Origin of the sequence: Ferrimonas lipolytica (assembly GCF_012295575.1) — a bacterium.
GTDB lineage: Bacteria > Pseudomonadota > Gammaproteobacteria > Enterobacterales > Shewanellaceae > Ferrimonas > Ferrimonas lipolytica.
Window position 1 is genome coordinate 1,598,718 of sequence record NZ_CP051180.1, and the last position, 16,920, is coordinate 1,615,637.

Sequence of the window (16,920 nt, forward strand, 5' to 3'; positions counted from 1 at the left end):
CTGCTATGTTGGCGCTAAGAGTAATCATTAAACACCATAATCTATGCCTGCCACAGCTTCCTTAACCCAACACCCTACTCATTGGCAAGGTAACTTTGATGCTATGGCCTGCCAGTGCCAACTATTGATTGAACCATGCCCACGCGCTGTCGCCGCTAAGTTGCTTGCTTTGGCCGCTTCGATAACTCAGCAAATTGAAAGTAAATACAGTCGTTATCGTCATGACAACCTATGCTTTGCCATCAATAACGCCGCTGGTAGCGCAGTGAACATTGATGCCGAAACCCACCGCTTATTACAGTTTGGCGACACCTGTTATCAACTAAGCGGCGGCCTGTTCGACCTCACTTCAGGGATCCTACGTCAAGTGTGGCAATTTGACGGCAGCGACAACATCCCAACAGCGCAGCAGATTGACTCACTTATGCCGTTAATCGGTTGGCCTAAGGTCGAGTTCAGCCCTACTCAACTCATTATGCCAGCGGGTATGGAGATCGATTTTGGCGGTATTGGTAAGGAGTATGCCGTCGATAAAGTGGCGCAAACGCTTAAAGCGGTGGCACCAACCTTATCAATATTGGTTAATTTTGGTGGCGACATTGCTGTATCCCAGCCGAAGGCGGACGGTTCACCATGGCGGGTCGGTATCAGCACCGTAGAGGATCCAACCACGGCAGGACAACGAGTTAAAATTAACCACGGTGGGCTTGCCACCAGCGGCGATACTGAGCGGTTTTTACTCAAGCACGGTGTCCGTTACAGCCATATCATCAATCCACTCACAGGCTATGCCACCGTTGGTGCGCCAGCACAACTGACAGTGGCGGCATCTACTTGTTTACAAGCAGGATTGTTAAGTACGCTGGCGCTTCTTCATGGCAACCAAGCCGAAGCATATATCGCCAGTCAAGATGTACCTTATTGGCTAACATCAACAACCGTAACTGGCGACAAAAAAAGCAAATAACACCATCAACGCTATGCTTGTGCTGTTCGTCGCAACGATCTGAGCAGTTTGTCCCTCTTCGCTATTGAGAAACTGCGCCATGACGGTAAGATGGGCGATTCTCAGATTTCCCTGAGACAGGCCGGTGATTCCGGCATTTAATAGATTTCGACTCGTTGGAGAGCATTTCGAGTATGACAGTGGCAACCATTGCTGAAGTCCTAAAAGGCGACCACGCGGTCGGCACAGAAGTTACGGTACGCGGTTGGGTCCGCACACGCCGTGATTCAAAAGCCGGCATTTCCTTCCTGGCCGTGTACGACGGCTCCTGTTTTGATCCAATTCAGGGCGTGGTACCTAACGAGCTGCCAAATTACGAGAATGAGATCCTGCGCCTCACCGCAGGCTGTTCAGTAGAGCTAACCGGTGAAGTTGTAGAATCACCTGGCAAAGGCCAGCAGTTTGAGTTGAAGGCTACTGGTGTAACCGTTGTTGGCATGGTTGAAGATCCAGATACCTACCCAATGGCTGCAAAGCGTCACTCTATCGAGTACTTACGCGAAGTTGCCCACTTGCGCCCACGCACCAACATTACCGGTGCGGTAATGCGCGTTCGCAACAGCCTGTCCCAAGCGATCCACCGCTTCTATCATGAGCAAGGCTTCATCTGGGTATCTACCCCGCTGCTGACCGCTTCCGACTGTGAAGGCGCTGGTGAGATGTTCCGCGTGTCTACTTTAGACATGAACAACATCCCAAAAACCGATCTTGGCGAGATTGATTACGACCAAGATTTCTTTGGCAAGGAAACCTTCCTCACCGTATCAGGTCAGTTGAACGCTGAAACCTACGCTTGTTCTATGAGCAAGGTTTACACCTTCGGTCCGACCTTCCGTGCTGAGAACTCAAACACCTCTCGCCACTTGGCTGAGTTTTGGATGGTTGAACCAGAAGTAGCATTTGCCGATCTAGATGACGCAGCCGCTCTTGCTGAAGGCATGCTGAAATACTGCTTTAAGGCAGTTCTGGCTGAACGTATGGACGACCTTAAGTTCTTCGAACAGCGCGTAAACAAAGAGGTTATCTCTCGTCTACAAGCGTTTGTAGAAGCAGATTTTGCTCAGGTTGATTACACCGACGCCATTAAGATCCTTGAAGAGTGTGGTCGCGAATTCGAATTCCCAGTTGAATGGGGCATCGATATGTCATCTGAGCACGAGCGCTACCTAGCTGAAGAGCACTTCAACGCCCCTGTGGTTGTTAAGAACTACCCTAAAGACATCAAAGCCTTCTACATGCGCATGAACGACGACGGTAAAACTGTTGCCGCAATGGACGTATTGGCACCAGGCATCGGTGAATTGATTGGCGGTTCTCAGCGCGAAGAGCGTTTAGACATTCTTGACCAACGTATGGATGAGATGGGCCTGCCTAAGGATGAAATGTACTGGTACCGCGACCTACGTCGTTACGGTACCGTACCGCACGCAGGTTTTGGTTTGGGCTTCGAGCGTTTGGTCTCTTACGTGACTGGCGTATCCAATATCCGTGATGTGATCCCGTTCCCACGTGCACCACGCACCTGTAACTTCTAAATCAATTTAGCTGTTACCAAAAACCCGCCAACATTGGCGGGTTTTTTTAACGCCGTGTAGTAGTTAACTGTTGAAGTTTATCTTAAGCCTTCGGCTCTACCGATTTCGGCGCTTTTAGGGGACGATGTCACGGTGGCGACGGCACATTATTGTATGCATTAGGGGGAGTTCCGCCGCTTTGGAATCCCCTTTGCCTTAGGTCGCCGTCCAAAAAGCTTCGCTGGACTGCTTAAATGCGGCAGAAGATTTCAGCGACGGCAATGCTTTCCCCTTGTACCAGAACATGCCTAGGCGGTGCTTTAACGGCATTGAAAAAACAACACTTAGTTGGTACACAGCCTTATTAATAACTAAAACTAGTTCCTATCTCTAACAGCTAACCTTATTGGCTATTTTTCTGTTTCTTCGCAGCAAGCCACCACGATAGGCCATGAAACAAACCGATACCAGCGGCATCAGCCAACAGATCACGCCAATCTAGGGTACGAGAAGGCAACCATGCCTGACTGATCTCTTCTACAAGCACAAACAGCACTACCAGAAACGTACCTAACAACATAGGTATCGAACCCAGATTAACCTTTCTAAACCGCAAGCCCCAGTTAGCAAGCAGCGTCAACAGGCCAAACAGCATAAAGTGGCCAACCTTATCGCCATAGGGAACCTGTCGAACCAAGCCAAAAAACACACTGGATTGACCGGTATTAGCTAAATAAATGACCCACAAAATAAAACCAAAAAATAGTAACGCGATAACACTACCGAGCCACCTACACTGATTTTCGATAATCACTCCTTGTTCGCTAAACAATTGCACTAACAGCAAAATACTTCAGTTTTATTTAAAAAGTAACCATTGCTGCTAGGAGAAGTTAACTGGGCTATTAGCGCCGTTGCTGTAAACCAGCTAAATCCAGTTCAAGCGATCATTGAGGCGGATCACAGTTGCCACTAAGACTACGGCTATGGCATTGAGAATACCGATGGAAGTGACTAAGATTTAGATAAGGCGCATATAATATGTAGCTTTAAGGCCGTGTTCTCTAACTAGGAATAACTATGAGCTCTGAACTATTAACGGGTCGATTAGCCAAAGAGCATAAAACCATCACCCACATGCTTCAGATCTACTGCCGTCACCACCATCAGCATCAACTGCCGTTGAACGGCTTATGTGACCAGTGCCTTGAACTCGCGGACTACGCCGCCCAAAAATTAGACCGTTGCCCCTACGGCGACACTAAACCAGATTGCGCCCGCTGCCCTATCCACTGCTACAAACCGGAACAGCGCCAACAGGCCCGCGTCGCAATGCGTTTTGCCGGCCCAAAAATGTTGTGGCATCACCCTATCGAGGCGCTACAGCACCTAATTGATAAAAAACGAGCGATTCCAGCGCGTCCTCCTCAGGGAAAGAGTCAATATGCCCTGCGTAAAGCCGCTAATAACAACAGCAGCAGTAACTAGCCTCCATTACTCTCCCTCGCAGCGTGGCTTTCAGCCCAGTTTTTAAACGACGCAGACTGTAAAAATTGCTGGCCCAGTTCAGGATACAGCTGGGTTAACAGCTCTTGGTCAATCGGTAGATCATTAAAGCGCTGTAATAACTTATCTAAGCTATCCACAGTAGCCTGATGATCTTGGAGCAGAATAGCCATCTGTAACTGCAACCAATAGGCTGGGAAAAACTCACTTTTCTGCTCTGTCAATAACTCAACGTACGGTTGAGCCGTTAGCGGTAAATCGCTATTAAGCAGCCTAATACCTATCTCAGAGATTAGGCTAACGTCACCGCGAAGATCCATTGGTAGCTGTTGGTACTCAGCACGACAATCGTCGCCTTGATTTTGCAGACAAAGCACCGCATTAACCAACGGATAATCATCACCAATAAGGGTCGCCCGTGCTGCAGTTGGCATAGCCAACATCCAGCCATCATCTCGAGCCATTAGAGCACGAAGAATGAGCTCTTTGATCAACCGGTCTTGTTGAAACTCCGCCGTTTCTTCCATGTAGGCAGCCAATATGTGAGACGAGCCAATCTGGCCTTGGTTAAATCGCGCTAAGTGTTCGAAGAAACGTTCAAAGGCAGGGTTTATCTGGCTCGGATTAACGGCTACTCGATAGTACAGCTCCGACATTAATGTCACTTGGCTGTAGTGATAGAGACGATTACCAATATCGTAGATACGTATGCCGTTTTCACCCTCTGCACCAACCAAATAGAAAAACTCGGCGCTGTAGTCACCGTGAACCAAACGATATTCATAGCGACTTTGACCTTCAGCCGTGACAACCGAACGCAGCTGCCATTCGCCAGCGTTGCCGTGTCGAACCAAATCCGCTATCCACTCTTTCGACAACGAATTCCAGCTTCGGTCATGGTTAAGGCTTGGGTCAAACGACTCCAATGGATGGTCTGGGTTAAAGGCAGCTTGCAGTAAAGGTAGATCACTGTGATTTAGCGCACTGGTAATGCGGCTGATTTGCGCCGGAGGAGATGCATCTGTTGGTGCTGCAACGAGTGGAGTTACCTCATTACCAGAGCTGGCGCAGCCAGCTAACACCAATAAACCGAGGTATCTGAACATAGACCTGATGCCTTCATTGCCGCTCATATCTAAATTTATGACGGAAATTCAAGCTTGTCCAACCACCGACGCAACTTTTAGCAACAAAAAACGGAGCCTAAGCTCCGTCTCTTTTGCTGCTATCTACAAACCGTAAATCAGCTGTGAAGTGCCACTATGTTAATAAAATCAACAGCCAACCCAGACTAGCAGTATTATGCTTCGGCGCTAGGGTTACGCTCAGCGGCTTCAGAAACCAACTGCTGCAGTTCCCCCTTTTGGAACATCTCCATAATGATGTCACAACCGCCAATCAGTTCACCTTCAACCCAAAGTTGCGGGAAAGTCGGCCAGTTGGCGAATGCTGGCAACTCGGCACGGATATCTGGATTTTGCAGAATATCAACATAAGCAAACTGCTGACCGCACTGCATCAAAGCTTGAGAAGCCTGTGACGAAAAACCACAGCTTGGCAATTTAGGTGAGCCCTTCATGTATAAAATGATGGTATTTTGCTCAATCTGGCTTTTGATTTTTTCTACGGTTTCCATTACTTCAGTCACTCTAAAGATGTAAGTTACATCCCATTCTAAGGGAAAATCCTCCCATAACCTAGATATCTCAAGAGAATAATGGCGATTTGTCTAATCGAGATTTTGGGTGCATTTGTTGATGCGCATCACACTGTTGTCCGGTAGTATTACGTCCAATTAAAGGATATAACCACAATCTGATCAGGAGATTAGCAATGGCTTTTCAATTACCGGCTCTGCCTTACGCTAAAGATGCACTGGAACCACACATTTCCGCTGAGACTTTAGATTATCACCATGGCAAGCACCACAACACCTATGTGGTAAAACTTAACGGTTTGATTGAAGGCACCGATCTGGGAAGCAAAACCTTAGAAGAGATCATCAAGACCTCTGAAGGTGGCGTATTTAACAATGCAGCTCAGATTTGGAACCACACTTTTTACTGGCACTGTTTGGCGCCAAACGGCGGCGGTGCAGCTACCGGCGCAATTGCCGAAGCCATCAACGCTACCTTTGGTTCTTTTGAAGAGTTCAAAGCCAAATTTACTGATTCCGCTGTTAACAACTTCGGTTCTAGCTGGACTTGGCTAGTGAAGAAAGCGGACGGTTCATTAGCGATTGTGAATACAAGCAACGCGGCAACTCCGGTATCCGGTGACGATACGGCCCTACTTACCGTTGATTTGTGGGAACACGCTTACTACATTGATTACCGTAACGCTCGCCCTAACTACATGGCAGCGTTTTGGAATCTGGTTAACTGGGATTTCGTTAACGATAACTTCCAGAGCTAAGGCCACTACAAACACTACAAAGGAGCCTAATGGCTCCTTTTTTGATCTTATTCTGCTGAAATAATGAACCCCGTGTAACTTTTTGCCGTAAAACGAGGTCTATATAGATAGCATCTTAGATAGACCAAAACCGCTTTAAATTCCTCAGCCAAATTTGCTAACGCGCCAATATAAAAGCGCTTTTGGGTCTACGCTTACAGTTAAAGCCGTTTGCAATTGGTCCAGTAAGCGGCTCTCAGTAACAACCTTGGGGGTGGCACATGAGTATCTTCGATCATTATCAACGCCGTTACGAACACACCAGAGATGAAGACTACAGTCTTCAAGATTTTCTCGCTTTCTGTAAAGACGACAGAAGTGCATACGCAACCAGTGCTGAACGCCTATTAAGCGCTTTCGGTGATCCTGAACAGGTCGATACCGCGACAGATCCGAGACTGTCACGAATCTTTAGTAACCGCATTATCAGCCGTTATCCGGCATTCGCCGAGTTCTACGGGATGGAAGAAGCGATTGAACAGATTGTCGCTTACCTTAAGCATGCTGCCCAAGGTCTGGAAGAGTCAAAACAGATACTTTATCTACTCGGTCCAGTTGGTGGTGGTAAATCCTCGTTAGCTGAGAAACTTAAGAAGCTGATTACCAAGGTGCCTATCTACGTGTTAACCGCCGATGGCGTGCGTAGCCCGGTCAACGACTCACCATTATGTTTGTTTGACGTTGAAGAGGACGGAGACATTCTTGAAAACGAATTTGGCATTCCTAAACGTTATATCCGTTCGGTTATGTCTCCTTGGGCAGCAAAGCGTCTACATGAGTTTGGCGGTGACATTACCCGTTTCCGAGTCGCCAAGGTATTCCCATCGGTGTTAGACCAAATCGCCGTTGCCAAAACAGAGCCCGGCGATGAAAACAACCAAGATATATCCTCGCTGGTTGGTAAGGTCGATATTCGCCAGTTAGAACACTTTTCCCAAGACGACGCTGACGCCTACTCCTATTCCGGCGCATTGTGTAAAGCAAACCAAGGGATAATGGAGTTTGTGGAGATGTTTAAAGCACCAATTAAGGTGCTGCACCCACTATTAACCGCAACCCAAGAGGGTAACTACAACGGTACCGAAGGGTTATCAGCATTACCGTTCTCCGGCATGATTTTGGCACACTCAAATGAGTCAGAGTGGCAAACCTTCCGCAACAACAAGAATAACGAAGCATTCCTTGACCGGGTTTATATCGTTAAGGTGCCCTACTGCTTACGCTTGTCTGAAGAGCAACGGATCTACGAAAAACTGCTGGCTCACTCCGCCTTGGTCAATGCTCAATGCGCACCGGGAACGTTGGAGTTGCTGGCACAGTTTAGTGTGCTCTCCCGTTTAAACGAGCCAGAAAACTCGTCAATCTACTCGAAGATGCGGGTCTACAACGGTGAAACACTCAAAGACACCGACCCCAAAGCGAAATCCCATCAAGAGTACCGCGACTTTGCTGGTGTTGATGAAGGCATGGCTGGGCTATCTACCCGTTTCGCCTTTAAGATCTTATCTCGCGTATTTAACTTCGATCAAACCGAGGTCGCTGCCAACCCAGTTCACCTGTTCTATGTGCTTGAGAAGCAGATTGAGCGGGAGCAATTCCCAGCAGAATTGGCCGAGAAGTACTTAGAGCACCTCAAAGGCTACATCATTCCCAAATATGTCGAGTTTATCGGCAAAGAGATCCAAACCGCCTATCTCGAGTCCTACTCTGAGTACGGCCAGAACATCTTCGACCGTTACGTCACTTATGCTGATTTCTGGATTCAAGACCAAGAATATCGTGACCCAGAAACCGGCCAACTGTTTGACCGAGCAGCACTTAATGCGGAGTTGGAGAAGATCGAAAAACCGGCCGGGATCAGCAACCCTAAGGATTTCCGCAACGAGATCGTTAATTTTGTCTTACGGGCTCGTGCCAACCACAGTGGAAAAAATCCAACGTGGACCAGCTACGAGAAACTGCGGGCTGTTATCGAGAAGAAGATGTTCTCCAACACCGAGGATCTGCTGCCAGTTATCTCATTCAATACCAAGACCTCCACTGACGATCAGCAGAAACACGATGACTTCGTTGAACGGATGATGGAAAAAGGTTACACCCGCAAACAAGTTCGGTTGTTGTCTGAATGGTATCTGCGTGTACGTAAATCCAGCTGATTAAGGGGTAGCTCATGGCGCACTTTATCGATAGACGATTAAATGCCAAAGGTAAGAGCACCGTAAACCGACAGCGCTTTTTACGTCGCTACAAACAGCAGATTAAAAAGGCGGTGTCGGACTCGATTACCAAACGCAGTGTCACCGACGTCGACAGTGGTGAGAAGATAAGTATTCCAACTCGGAATATTTCTGAGCCGATTTTTCACCACGGCAGCGGCGGCAATCGAGAACGTGTACACCCTGGTAATGACCAGTTCACTACCGGTGACCGGATTGAACGTCCACCAGGAGGTGGCGGCAGTGGCAGCGGCGATGGCAGTGCTTCTAACTCCGGCGAAGGCCAGGACAGTTTTGAGTTCGATATCTCTAAAGACGAATATCTAGATATGCTGTTTGACGATCTCGAGTTACCAAACCTGCAACGAACCACTTTGGATAAATTGGTGGAGTTCAAAACCTGCCGTGCCGGTGTTACCACCGACGGAGTACCTGCAAATATTCATATTGTGCGATCACTGCGACAGTCATTGGCACGGCGTATCGCCATGGCCGGCGGCAAGAAACGGCGTTTGGCTGAGATTGAACTGCAATTACGGGAACTGATCGACACCCCAGGCTCAAGCAGTGAACAGATAAGACAGCTTAAGGAAGAGATAACCTCACTGAAACGGCGTATCGCCGCAGTGCCGTTTATCGATACCTTCGATCTACGCTACAACGCTTTCGTGAAGCGACCAGTACCTACCTCGAAGGCGGTTATGTTTTGTTTGATGGACGTGTCTGGTTCAATGGATCAGGCCACCAAAGATATGGCCAAACGCTTCTATATTTTGCTTTATCTGTTCCTGACTCGGACCTACAAATCGCTGGATGTGGTGTTTATTCGCCACCATACCCAAGCGAAAGAGGTAGACGAACACGAGTTCTTCTACAGCCAGGAAACCGGCGGAACCATTGTATCCAGTGCTCTCAAGTTGATGCATGAAATTCAGCAGAAACGTTACCCGGCCAACGAATGGAACATCTACGCTGCACAAGCATCAGATGGTGATAACTGGGCTGACGATTCGCCCCAGTGTAAAGAGTTGATGGCCAATAAGATTCTGCCGGTGTGTCGTTACTACAGCTACATCGAAATCACCAACCGAGCGCACCAAACACTGTGGCGAGAATATGAATCACTAGCCAAATCATCGCCCCACTTTGCACTGCAACACATCCGCAGCATTGAGGATATCTACCCAGTATTTAGAGAGCTGTTTCGTAAGCAACAAGCGGCATAAATGACAGGAGTCGGCGATGCATAAACGTGAACCTTTATCCGATGGTCCTGACTGGACTTTCACCTTGTTGGAGCAATACCAAACGGAGATAGCCGCCGTTGCCGCCCATTACCGTTTGGACTCATACCCCAATCAGATCGAAGTGATCGCTGCTGAACAGATGATGGATGCCTACGCCAGCGTAGGCATGCCAATTGGTTATTCCCACTGGTCTTTCGGTAAGAAGTTTATCGAAACCCAGCAACATTATAAACGCGGGCAAATGGGCTTGGCCTACGAGATTGTGATCAACTCAAACCCTTGTATCTCCTATCTGATGGAGGAGAACACCATTACCATGCAAGCCTTGGTAATGGCGCACGCCTGCTATGGCCACAACAGCTTTTTTAAGGGTAACTACCTGTTTCGCACCTGGACCGATGCAGACTCCATCATCGATTACCTTGTGTTTGCTAAAAACTTCATTGCTGAATGTGAACTGCAACACGGCATAGACGCGGTGGAAGATGTGTTGGACTCTTGCCACGCCTTGATGAACCTCGGCGTCGACAGATATAAACGCCCAAGCGAGATCTCACTTAGAGAGGAGAAATTGCGTCAACAGGAACGCGAAGCCTACCTGCAGACCCAAGTTAACGATCTATGGCGCACCCTGCCGCAATCTAAGGATCCGATAGAGCAAGAACAGCAACAACGATTCCCCAGTGAACCGCAGGAAAACATCCTTTACTTCGTCGAGAAAAACGCGCCGCTGTTAGAGCCGTGGCAGCGAGAGTTGGTGCGCATCGTGCGCAAGATTTCACAGTATTTCTATCCGCAAAAACAAACTCAGGTGATGAACGAAGGTTGGGCAACCTTTTGGCACTACACCATTTTGAATCATCTCTATGACGACGGTGTAGTCACCGATAGATTTATGATGGAGTTTCTCCATAACCACACCAATGTGGTTACTCAGCCCCCGTACAATAGTCCCTACTACAATGGTATTAACCCTTATGCGCTGGGCTTTGCGATGTTTCAGGATATCCGCCGGATCTGTGAACAGCCAGATGACGAAGACCGAGAGTGGTTTCCTAACCTCGTCGACACCAACTGGCTGGATGCGGTCCATTTCGCGATGGAAAATTTTAAAGATGAAAGCTTTATCGCTCAGTATCTGTCACCAAAGCTGATCCGCGAATTTCATCTATTCCAGATCCGCGACAACGATCATCACAACTATCTCGAAGTCGGCGCTATCCACAATGAATCCGGCTATCGTGAGGTTCGAGCAGCCTTAGCTAAGCAATACAACCTAAGCAACCTAGAGCCAAACATTCAGGTATATAACGTTAAGGTAAGAGGCGACCGTAGCATGGTGTTACGTTACACAGCGCAGGATCGGATACCATTAGCCAAAAGCATGAATGAAGTAGTACTCCACCTGCATCGGTTGTGGGGTTTTGATGTGGTGTTAGAGCAAGAACAGGACAACGGCAAAATCGATGTTTTAGCACGTTGTCCTGAACCGGATGAACTTAAACGCTCATCTCGATGATGTCGGTGGGCATGTCATCGCGCATGCCCATCCATACCTTCCCTGACTCAATCCCGTAACGACGCACCAGTGGCAGCACCTCGTCGTGGTTTTTCTGTTCAGCAACAGTCGCAAGCATCGCATAGTATTTCAATGCCAACTCACGCGCTTCGGCGCTGCTGAAATAATAGCCCCCTGCACTGCTATAAAGCTTACGGAAACCATTAAGAATTAGTGTGTAGATTGGATTACCAGAGATAAACGCTAATGAGTGATTCAAGCGATAATCGAAATCAGCAAAGGCTTCACCGGTTGGGTCCAATTCATTGATCTCTTTAAGTAGTTCAATGACCTTATCAGGGTTATTGCGTACTGCCGAACGAATATAGATAGAGCTTATATTCGTACGAGCCGACAGCAGCTGGTCCATCAGATCTGGGACACCGTCTTGATCTAATTTAGCAATGGTTTCGAGGATATTGAGCCCAGAAGTTTCCCAAAAATTATTTACCCGAGTCGGCTTACCATGTTGAATGGTCAGCCAGCCATCGCGAGCTAATCGTTGCAATACTTCACGCAACGTTGTCCGAGTTACCCCAATAAGTTCAGACAGTTCACGCTCTGCAGGAAGAATGGTTCCCGGTGGAAACTTGTTATTCCAGATGGACTTAACAATGTACTCTTCAGCAAAACCGGCTGGGCTTTGAGCTTTTATTATCATCTTTAAGCAGCCTGTGTATTGTTATAGTTAATTGTATAGTTGTGTGATGATCATACCAGAGCACAACAAAATAGTAATCTTCCCCCGCCAGCGACACCCCCCCTTCGTGATAACAACACGCAAATGAATCTAAAGATCAATATTTATGACTACTTTGTCACCACACAGAACAGTTATCCTCATCAATTCACACGCTACTGTGACTGAGGCGGTTAAATTTATGTGGTGGTTACGGTAATCTTACTGGCTTAATTTGTACGTAAGAAAAATAATATCCGAGGGAGTTATGGGATTAACTTTACCGCAGGCATTTATCCACAACTTTTTGGGCAATGCACCAAAGTGGTATAAAGCAGCCATTTTAAGCTTTCTATTGATCAACCCGTTTCTATTCTACATCGACCCGTTCATTGCAGGTTGGGCGTTGGTTGTTCAGTTTATCTTTACCCTAGCCATGGCGCTTAAGTGTTACCCTTTGCAACCGGGCGGATTGCTCGCCATTGAAGCCGTAGCGATAGGAATGACTTCACCAGACATGGTGCTGCACGAGATCCAGAATAATCTCGAGGTTATCCTATTGTTGGTGTTCATGGTTGCCGGTATCTACTTTATGAAGCAACTGCTTCTATTTGTATTTACTAAACTAGTCACCAAGATTGAATCGAAGATAGTCTTGTCACTGGCCTTCTGTGCAGCAGCGGCATTCTTGTCTGCGTTCCTCGATGCCTTAACCGTAATTGCGGTAGTTATCAGTGTTGCAGTCGGCTTCTACTCTATTTACCACAAGGTAGCCTCTGGCAAAGACTTCAGTCAAAGCCACGACCACAGCAACGATAAAGCTATCGAGTTGTGTGCAGATGACCTAGAAAACTTCCGTGCATTCTTACGTAATCTGATGATGCACGCTGGTGTTGGTACCGCGCTTGGTGGTGTTTGTACCATGGTAGGTGAGCCACAAAACCTTATCATTGCTGCACAAGCAAACTGGGGCTTTGGCGAATTCTTCCTGCGCATGGCACCAGTTACTATCCCGGTATTAGTTGCTGGCTTAGCTACCTGTGTCATCGTTGAGAAGTTCAGCATCTTCGGTTATGGCGCTAAACTGCCAGACGCAGTACATCGTATCTTAGTTGAATACTCTGAGTACGAAGACGCCAAGCGCACTAACAGAGAGAACATGCAGCTTATCATTCAGGTACTTGTTGGTATCTGGTTGATTATCGGCTTGGCATTTCACTTGGCATCCGTTGGTTTGATCGGCTTGTCTGTAATCATCCTTTGTACTGCATTCAACGGCATCATTGATGAACACTCATTGGGTAAGGCATTTGAAGAGGCACTGCCATTCACTGCGTTACTGGCAGTGTTCTTCGCTGTTGTCGGTGTGATCATCGATCAAGGTTTGTTTACTCCAGTAATTAACTGGGTACTGACCTTCGAAGGTAACATGCAGGCGGTGATGTTCTATCTCGCCAATGGTGTCCTGTCGATGGTATCGGATAACGTATTCGTTGGTACTGTTTACATCAACGAAGTTAAGGCTGCGTTGATTTCCGGTAAGATCACCGTTGAGCAGTTTGAAACCTTAGCCGTTGCGATTAATACTGGTACTAACCTACCGTCCGTGGCTACTCCAAACGGTCAAGCGGCGTTCCTGTTCTTGCTAACTTCAGCATTGGCACCGCTAATCCGTCTGTCTTACGGCCGCATGGTGATTCTGGCACTGCCTTACACCATCGTACTGACTCTGGTTGGTCTGGTAATGATCCAATCTGGATTCCTAGAATACGCTACCCACATGATGCATCACGCTGGTTTGATCATTACACCCGATCATCTTCCTGCAACACCAGGAATGAGCAGCGGCCATTAATAACGGTTACGTTAAGTATCTTTAAAGGCACCTATTGGTGCCTTTTTTTTAGCTGTATTGTAGCTAGCTGTTGAAGCTTGTCTTAAGCCTTAGGTCGCAGTCCAAAGCGGCAAAAGATAAACGGCGGTTGTGCTTTACCCTTGTATCAAAACTCGCCTTACCTGAGCTTTAACCGTATTAGAAGAAACTACACTTAATTATTACACAGCCTTTTTTTGCCTGTTGGCCGATTGACGCTGTTACACTAAATGTACGTTTCGATTACATATTTTATTTGCCATGCTCAACAAGTTGTTTCGATTTAGCCACCAACGCATAAGTTGGTTACTTCTCGCCGCTACTGCTATTGCGCTGTTTGTCACAGCCCTGTGGTTTCAACACTACCAACATCTCGAACCATGCTTATTATGTGTCTATATCCGAGTTGCAGTGGTAGGGATATTGTTAGCCGCACTCGTGGGAGTAGTGTCACCACAACAAAGTGCATTGAGACTAACTGGCCTCGCGATATGGATAGTCAGTGCGCTGTGGGGATTACAACAGTCATTTGTTTTGGTAGAGAAACAATCCGGACAAGCGCCAACAACTCTGTTTGGTAACACCTGCGACTACATACCTAACTTTCCAAATTGGATGCCGTTACATGAGTGGCTGCCGGAGTTGTTTCAACCAAGGGGTCAATGCGGCGATGAAGCATGGCAATGGCTAGGAGTTACCATGGCGCAATGGATGGTTATCGCATTTAGCGTCTACCTGATTGCCGCTCTTGTGATTTCAATATCCCAGCTGGCTCGGAACCGATAATAAAAACGCCGACATTTCGTCGGCGTTTTGTTGTTGCTATTAGTCTAGATCGGCTGCTGGCCAATGAGCAATGCAACCGATCAAGATGTCACTTTCAGTGCCAACATCATCTTCATTTAGCACCTTGTTACGGATAGACATTCCCGCCGCGTGCATTGCTGACTGATTGCCAGTAATCAGCGGGTGCCAGCTTGGCAAATCGCGTCCTTCATGAAGACGACGATAAGCACAGCTTGGTGGAAACCAGTACAATTCGTCTAGGTTCTCAATCGAAACTTTGTGGCAGTCCGGCACATACTTAAACCGCTGCGGATACTTTTTACACTGACAGCTCTTATGATTTAACAATTTGCAGGCGACGTTGGTGAAATACACCTCTTCGGTATCGTCATCGATCAACTTGTTAAGACAACACTTACCACAACCGTCACAGAGTGACTCCCACTCCTGCTCGGACATATCCTGCAGTGGTTTGCGCCAGAATGGCTTTGTATCGGTCATTGGTATCTCTGGTGGTTGTACATAAGGGCGGCGATTATAGCCAAAATAGGAAGCCGCTTCAGCGTTAACAATCCCACATTGATAAGTCGGTAGTGATTTTGTGAGTGATGACGTCGCGTTAGCACAATTTTCCAACAAAAAGGGTGGACTAAAGCCACCCTTTTAGTTGCGATACGGCGATTAGATTTCGAATTTTATCCGGTCAGATAAATAACCAACTGCCACCGCAAAGTAGTTGCTGCGGTTCCAGCGCATCAATGCATCATAATTTGAGTAGGCAAGATAAACTCGGCCTGACGCATCATCGGGAAAGACTAAAGAGGCGTTAATATCACGGCTAGGTAAATCTTTGCCATCCCAGCGACGAACCCCTAACTGTTGCCATTGCGCCAAGGTTTTCTTAACCTTGAGGCCACGATCTGCCTCAGCGATATCTGCGGTCAGTTTAACTTGTCGAGCCCAGGTAACATCATCGTTCCAACCAACCGAAGCCAAATAGTTTGCTGCCGAAGCAAACACATCCGGTAAAGTACCCCAAATATCTTTGCGACCATCACCGTCATAATCCTCAGCAAAGCTTAAAAATGAGGTCGGCATAAATTGGGTTTGTCCCATAGCCCCGGCCCACGAGCCTTTCATTTTATCGGCGCTAATGTGGCCATCATCGATAATCTTCAGTGCCGAGAACAGCTGCTTCTTAAAGAACTCCTCGCGGCGGCCATCGTAGGCTAGCGATGCGGTAGCACCAATAACCGAATAGTTACCGGTATAACTGCCAAAATTGGTCTCAATTCCCCATAACGCCACGATAAAGCGAGGCTGAACCCCGTACTTAGCGCCAACCTCTTGAAGCAAGGTTTCATGCTGCCTGTAGAGTTTAATTGCTTTGTCCACTTTCCACTGCGGAACAGCCTGCGGCAGATAGGTATCAAGCGTTTTCTTTTTCTCTGGCTGGTTCTTATCTGCAGCGATAGCGCGTTTAAACAACTTGATATCAGCAAAAGCTGAATCAATAGTAGCCTGAGACACCCCTTTTTCTGATGCTTCAACTTTCAGGGTTTCTACGTAGTCAGCAAACTCAACTTGCTGAGCACCTACAGTGGCGTTAAATAACAGGCCAGTAGCCAATAAAGTCCTTGTTAACATGGCGTCCTCATCGTTGTTATTTTATTGGGTTGGCATCCAATCCGTTATCTTTTCTATGCTGTTTTAGCAAATCTTCTTCCGGCGGTGGCAATTGCAAAAAGAAGCCTTTCTCATCGAGTTCAGACTTTAACTTGTTTAGATCAACGTTGGCCAATTTGGTCAACTTAATCATTGGCAGCAGCATAACAAATTTAGGAACGCCAAAAATATCCATCAGCGGTTGTGGAACACTCGAGAAATCGTCTCGTTTGTTAACATAAAGATAGGTTTCGGCCTTTTTGCTGCTTTTATATACTGCACAAATCATCATTATTAGAATTAATATCTTTACAAGAGTCTTGCGAATTAGGATGCTGCCACTATAACATGCAATTCTATAAATAGAATCCCGCGAAGGCTGCCAAAGCCGTTGTATATAGAGGTTTCAAGGCATC

The 16,920-nt window shown here is 47.2% G+C and carries 16 protein-coding genes; 9 read left to right on the forward strand and 7 right to left on the reverse strand.

The window, feature by feature from the left end; all coding sequences use genetic code 11:
- Nucleotides 1-43 precede the first annotated feature (43 nt).
- Together HER31_RS07475 and asnS are read left to right on the forward strand one after the other, a co-directional pair.
- Entirely contained in the window at nucleotides 44-967 is a 924-nt protein-coding gene (locus tag HER31_RS07475; RefSeq protein WP_238786905.1) for an FAD:protein FMN transferase, read from the forward strand.
- 173 nt (nucleotides 968-1,140) lie between these two features.
- On the forward strand, nucleotides 1,141-2,541 hold the full coding sequence (asnS, locus tag HER31_RS07480) for an asparagine--tRNA ligase (protein ID WP_168659987.1): 1,401 nt from the start codon (nucleotides 1,141-1,143) through the stop codon (nucleotides 2,539-2,541).
- Nucleotides 2,542-2,923: 382 nt separating this feature from the next.
- Here the strand turns inward: asnS and HER31_RS07485 are convergent, their stop codons facing one another.
- Nucleotides 2,924-3,358: a VanZ family protein gene (locus HER31_RS07485; RefSeq protein WP_476702622.1), complete on the reverse strand. Its 435-nt coding sequence runs from the start codon at nucleotides 3,356-3,358 to the stop codon at nucleotides 2,924-2,926.
- A 242-nt stretch (nucleotides 3,359-3,600) separates the two neighbouring features.
- Here HER31_RS07485 and HER31_RS07490 point away from each other — a divergent pair, with 242 nt between their 5' ends.
- A complete protein-coding gene (locus tag HER31_RS07490) occupies nucleotides 3,601-4,008 on the forward strand; it encodes a nitrous oxide-stimulated promoter family protein (protein WP_168659988.1) in 408 nt (135 codons plus the stop codon).
- Here HER31_RS07490 and HER31_RS07495 read toward each other — a convergent pair.
- Entirely contained in the window at nucleotides 4,005-5,132 is a 1,128-nt protein-coding gene (locus HER31_RS07495) for a hypothetical protein (RefSeq protein WP_168659989.1), read from the reverse strand. The genes HER31_RS07490 and HER31_RS07495 overlap by 4 nt on opposite strands.
- A 194-nt stretch (nucleotides 5,133-5,326) precedes the next feature.
- Complete coding sequence (gene grxD, locus HER31_RS07500) at nucleotides 5,327-5,662, reverse strand: Grx4 family monothiol glutaredoxin (protein ID WP_168659990.1); 336 nt, start codon at nucleotides 5,660-5,662, stop codon at nucleotides 5,327-5,329.
- 197 nt (nucleotides 5,663-5,859) lie between these two features.
- Here grxD and sodB point away from each other — a divergent pair, with 197 nt between their 5' ends.
- The 4 genes from sodB (at nucleotide 5,860) to HER31_RS07520 (ending at nucleotide 11,462) form a co-directional block, all read left to right on the forward strand.
- On the forward strand, nucleotides 5,860-6,441 hold the full coding sequence (sodB, locus tag HER31_RS07505; protein WP_168659991.1) for a superoxide dismutase [Fe]: 582 nt from the start codon (nucleotides 5,860-5,862) through the stop codon (nucleotides 6,439-6,441).
- Between the two features lie 260 nt (nucleotides 6,442-6,701).
- Nucleotides 6,702-8,636 (forward strand): PrkA family serine protein kinase, encoded by a 1,935-nt coding sequence (locus HER31_RS07510; RefSeq protein WP_168659992.1) that lies wholly within the window; start codon nucleotides 6,702-6,704, stop codon nucleotides 8,634-8,636.
- A 14-nt stretch (nucleotides 8,637-8,650) separates the two neighbouring features.
- On the forward strand, nucleotides 8,651-9,922 hold the full coding sequence (locus HER31_RS07515; protein ID WP_168659993.1) for a YeaH/YhbH family protein: 1,272 nt from the start codon (nucleotides 8,651-8,653) through the stop codon (nucleotides 9,920-9,922).
- A gap of 16 nt (nucleotides 9,923-9,938) precedes the next feature.
- Nucleotides 9,939-11,462, forward strand: a complete 1,524-nt coding sequence (locus HER31_RS07520; protein WP_168659994.1) for a SpoVR family protein — start codon at nucleotides 9,939-9,941, stop codon at nucleotides 11,460-11,462.
- On the opposite strand, the gene fadR is transcribed toward HER31_RS07520, so the two are convergent.
- Nucleotides 11,443-12,162, reverse strand: coding sequence for a fatty acid metabolism transcriptional regulator FadR (fadR, locus tag HER31_RS07525; RefSeq protein WP_168659995.1), 720 nt, complete (start codon nucleotides 12,160-12,162; stop codon nucleotides 11,443-11,445). The two genes, HER31_RS07520 and fadR, sit on opposite strands and share 20 nt — an antisense overlap.
- A 286-nt stretch (nucleotides 12,163-12,448) precedes the next feature.
- Between fadR and nhaB the strand changes: the two genes are divergently transcribed.
- Both nhaB and dsbB read left to right on the forward strand, forming a co-directional pair.
- Nucleotides 12,449-14,035 carry a sodium/proton antiporter NhaB gene (nhaB, locus tag HER31_RS07530; RefSeq protein WP_168659996.1) on the forward strand — a complete coding sequence of 529 codons (1,587 nt, stop codon included), beginning with the start codon at nucleotides 12,449-12,451 and terminating at the stop codon, nucleotides 14,033-14,035.
- A 279-nt stretch (nucleotides 14,036-14,314) separates the two neighbouring features.
- Entirely contained in the window at nucleotides 14,315-14,839 is a 525-nt protein-coding gene (gene dsbB, locus HER31_RS07535; protein WP_168659997.1) for a disulfide bond formation protein DsbB, read from the forward strand.
- Nucleotides 14,840-14,878: 39 nt separating this feature from the next.
- Here the strand turns inward: dsbB and HER31_RS07540 are convergent, their stop codons facing one another.
- The 3 genes from HER31_RS07540 to HER31_RS07550 form a co-directional block, all read right to left on the reverse strand.
- Nucleotides 14,879-15,340, reverse strand: coding sequence for a YcgN family cysteine cluster protein (locus HER31_RS07540; RefSeq protein ID WP_168659998.1), 462 nt, complete (start codon nucleotides 15,338-15,340; stop codon nucleotides 14,879-14,881).
- 180 nt (nucleotides 15,341-15,520) lie between these two features.
- Nucleotides 15,521-16,486: a lytic murein transglycosylase gene (locus HER31_RS07545; RefSeq protein ID WP_168659999.1), complete on the reverse strand. Its 966-nt coding sequence runs from the start codon at nucleotides 16,484-16,486 to the stop codon at nucleotides 15,521-15,523.
- Nucleotides 16,487-16,502: 16 nt separating this feature from the next.
- Nucleotides 16,503-16,793, reverse strand: a complete 291-nt coding sequence (locus HER31_RS07550) for a YcgL domain-containing protein (RefSeq protein WP_168663214.1) — start codon at nucleotides 16,791-16,793, stop codon at nucleotides 16,503-16,505.
- Nucleotides 16,794-16,920: the final 127 nt, after the last annotated feature.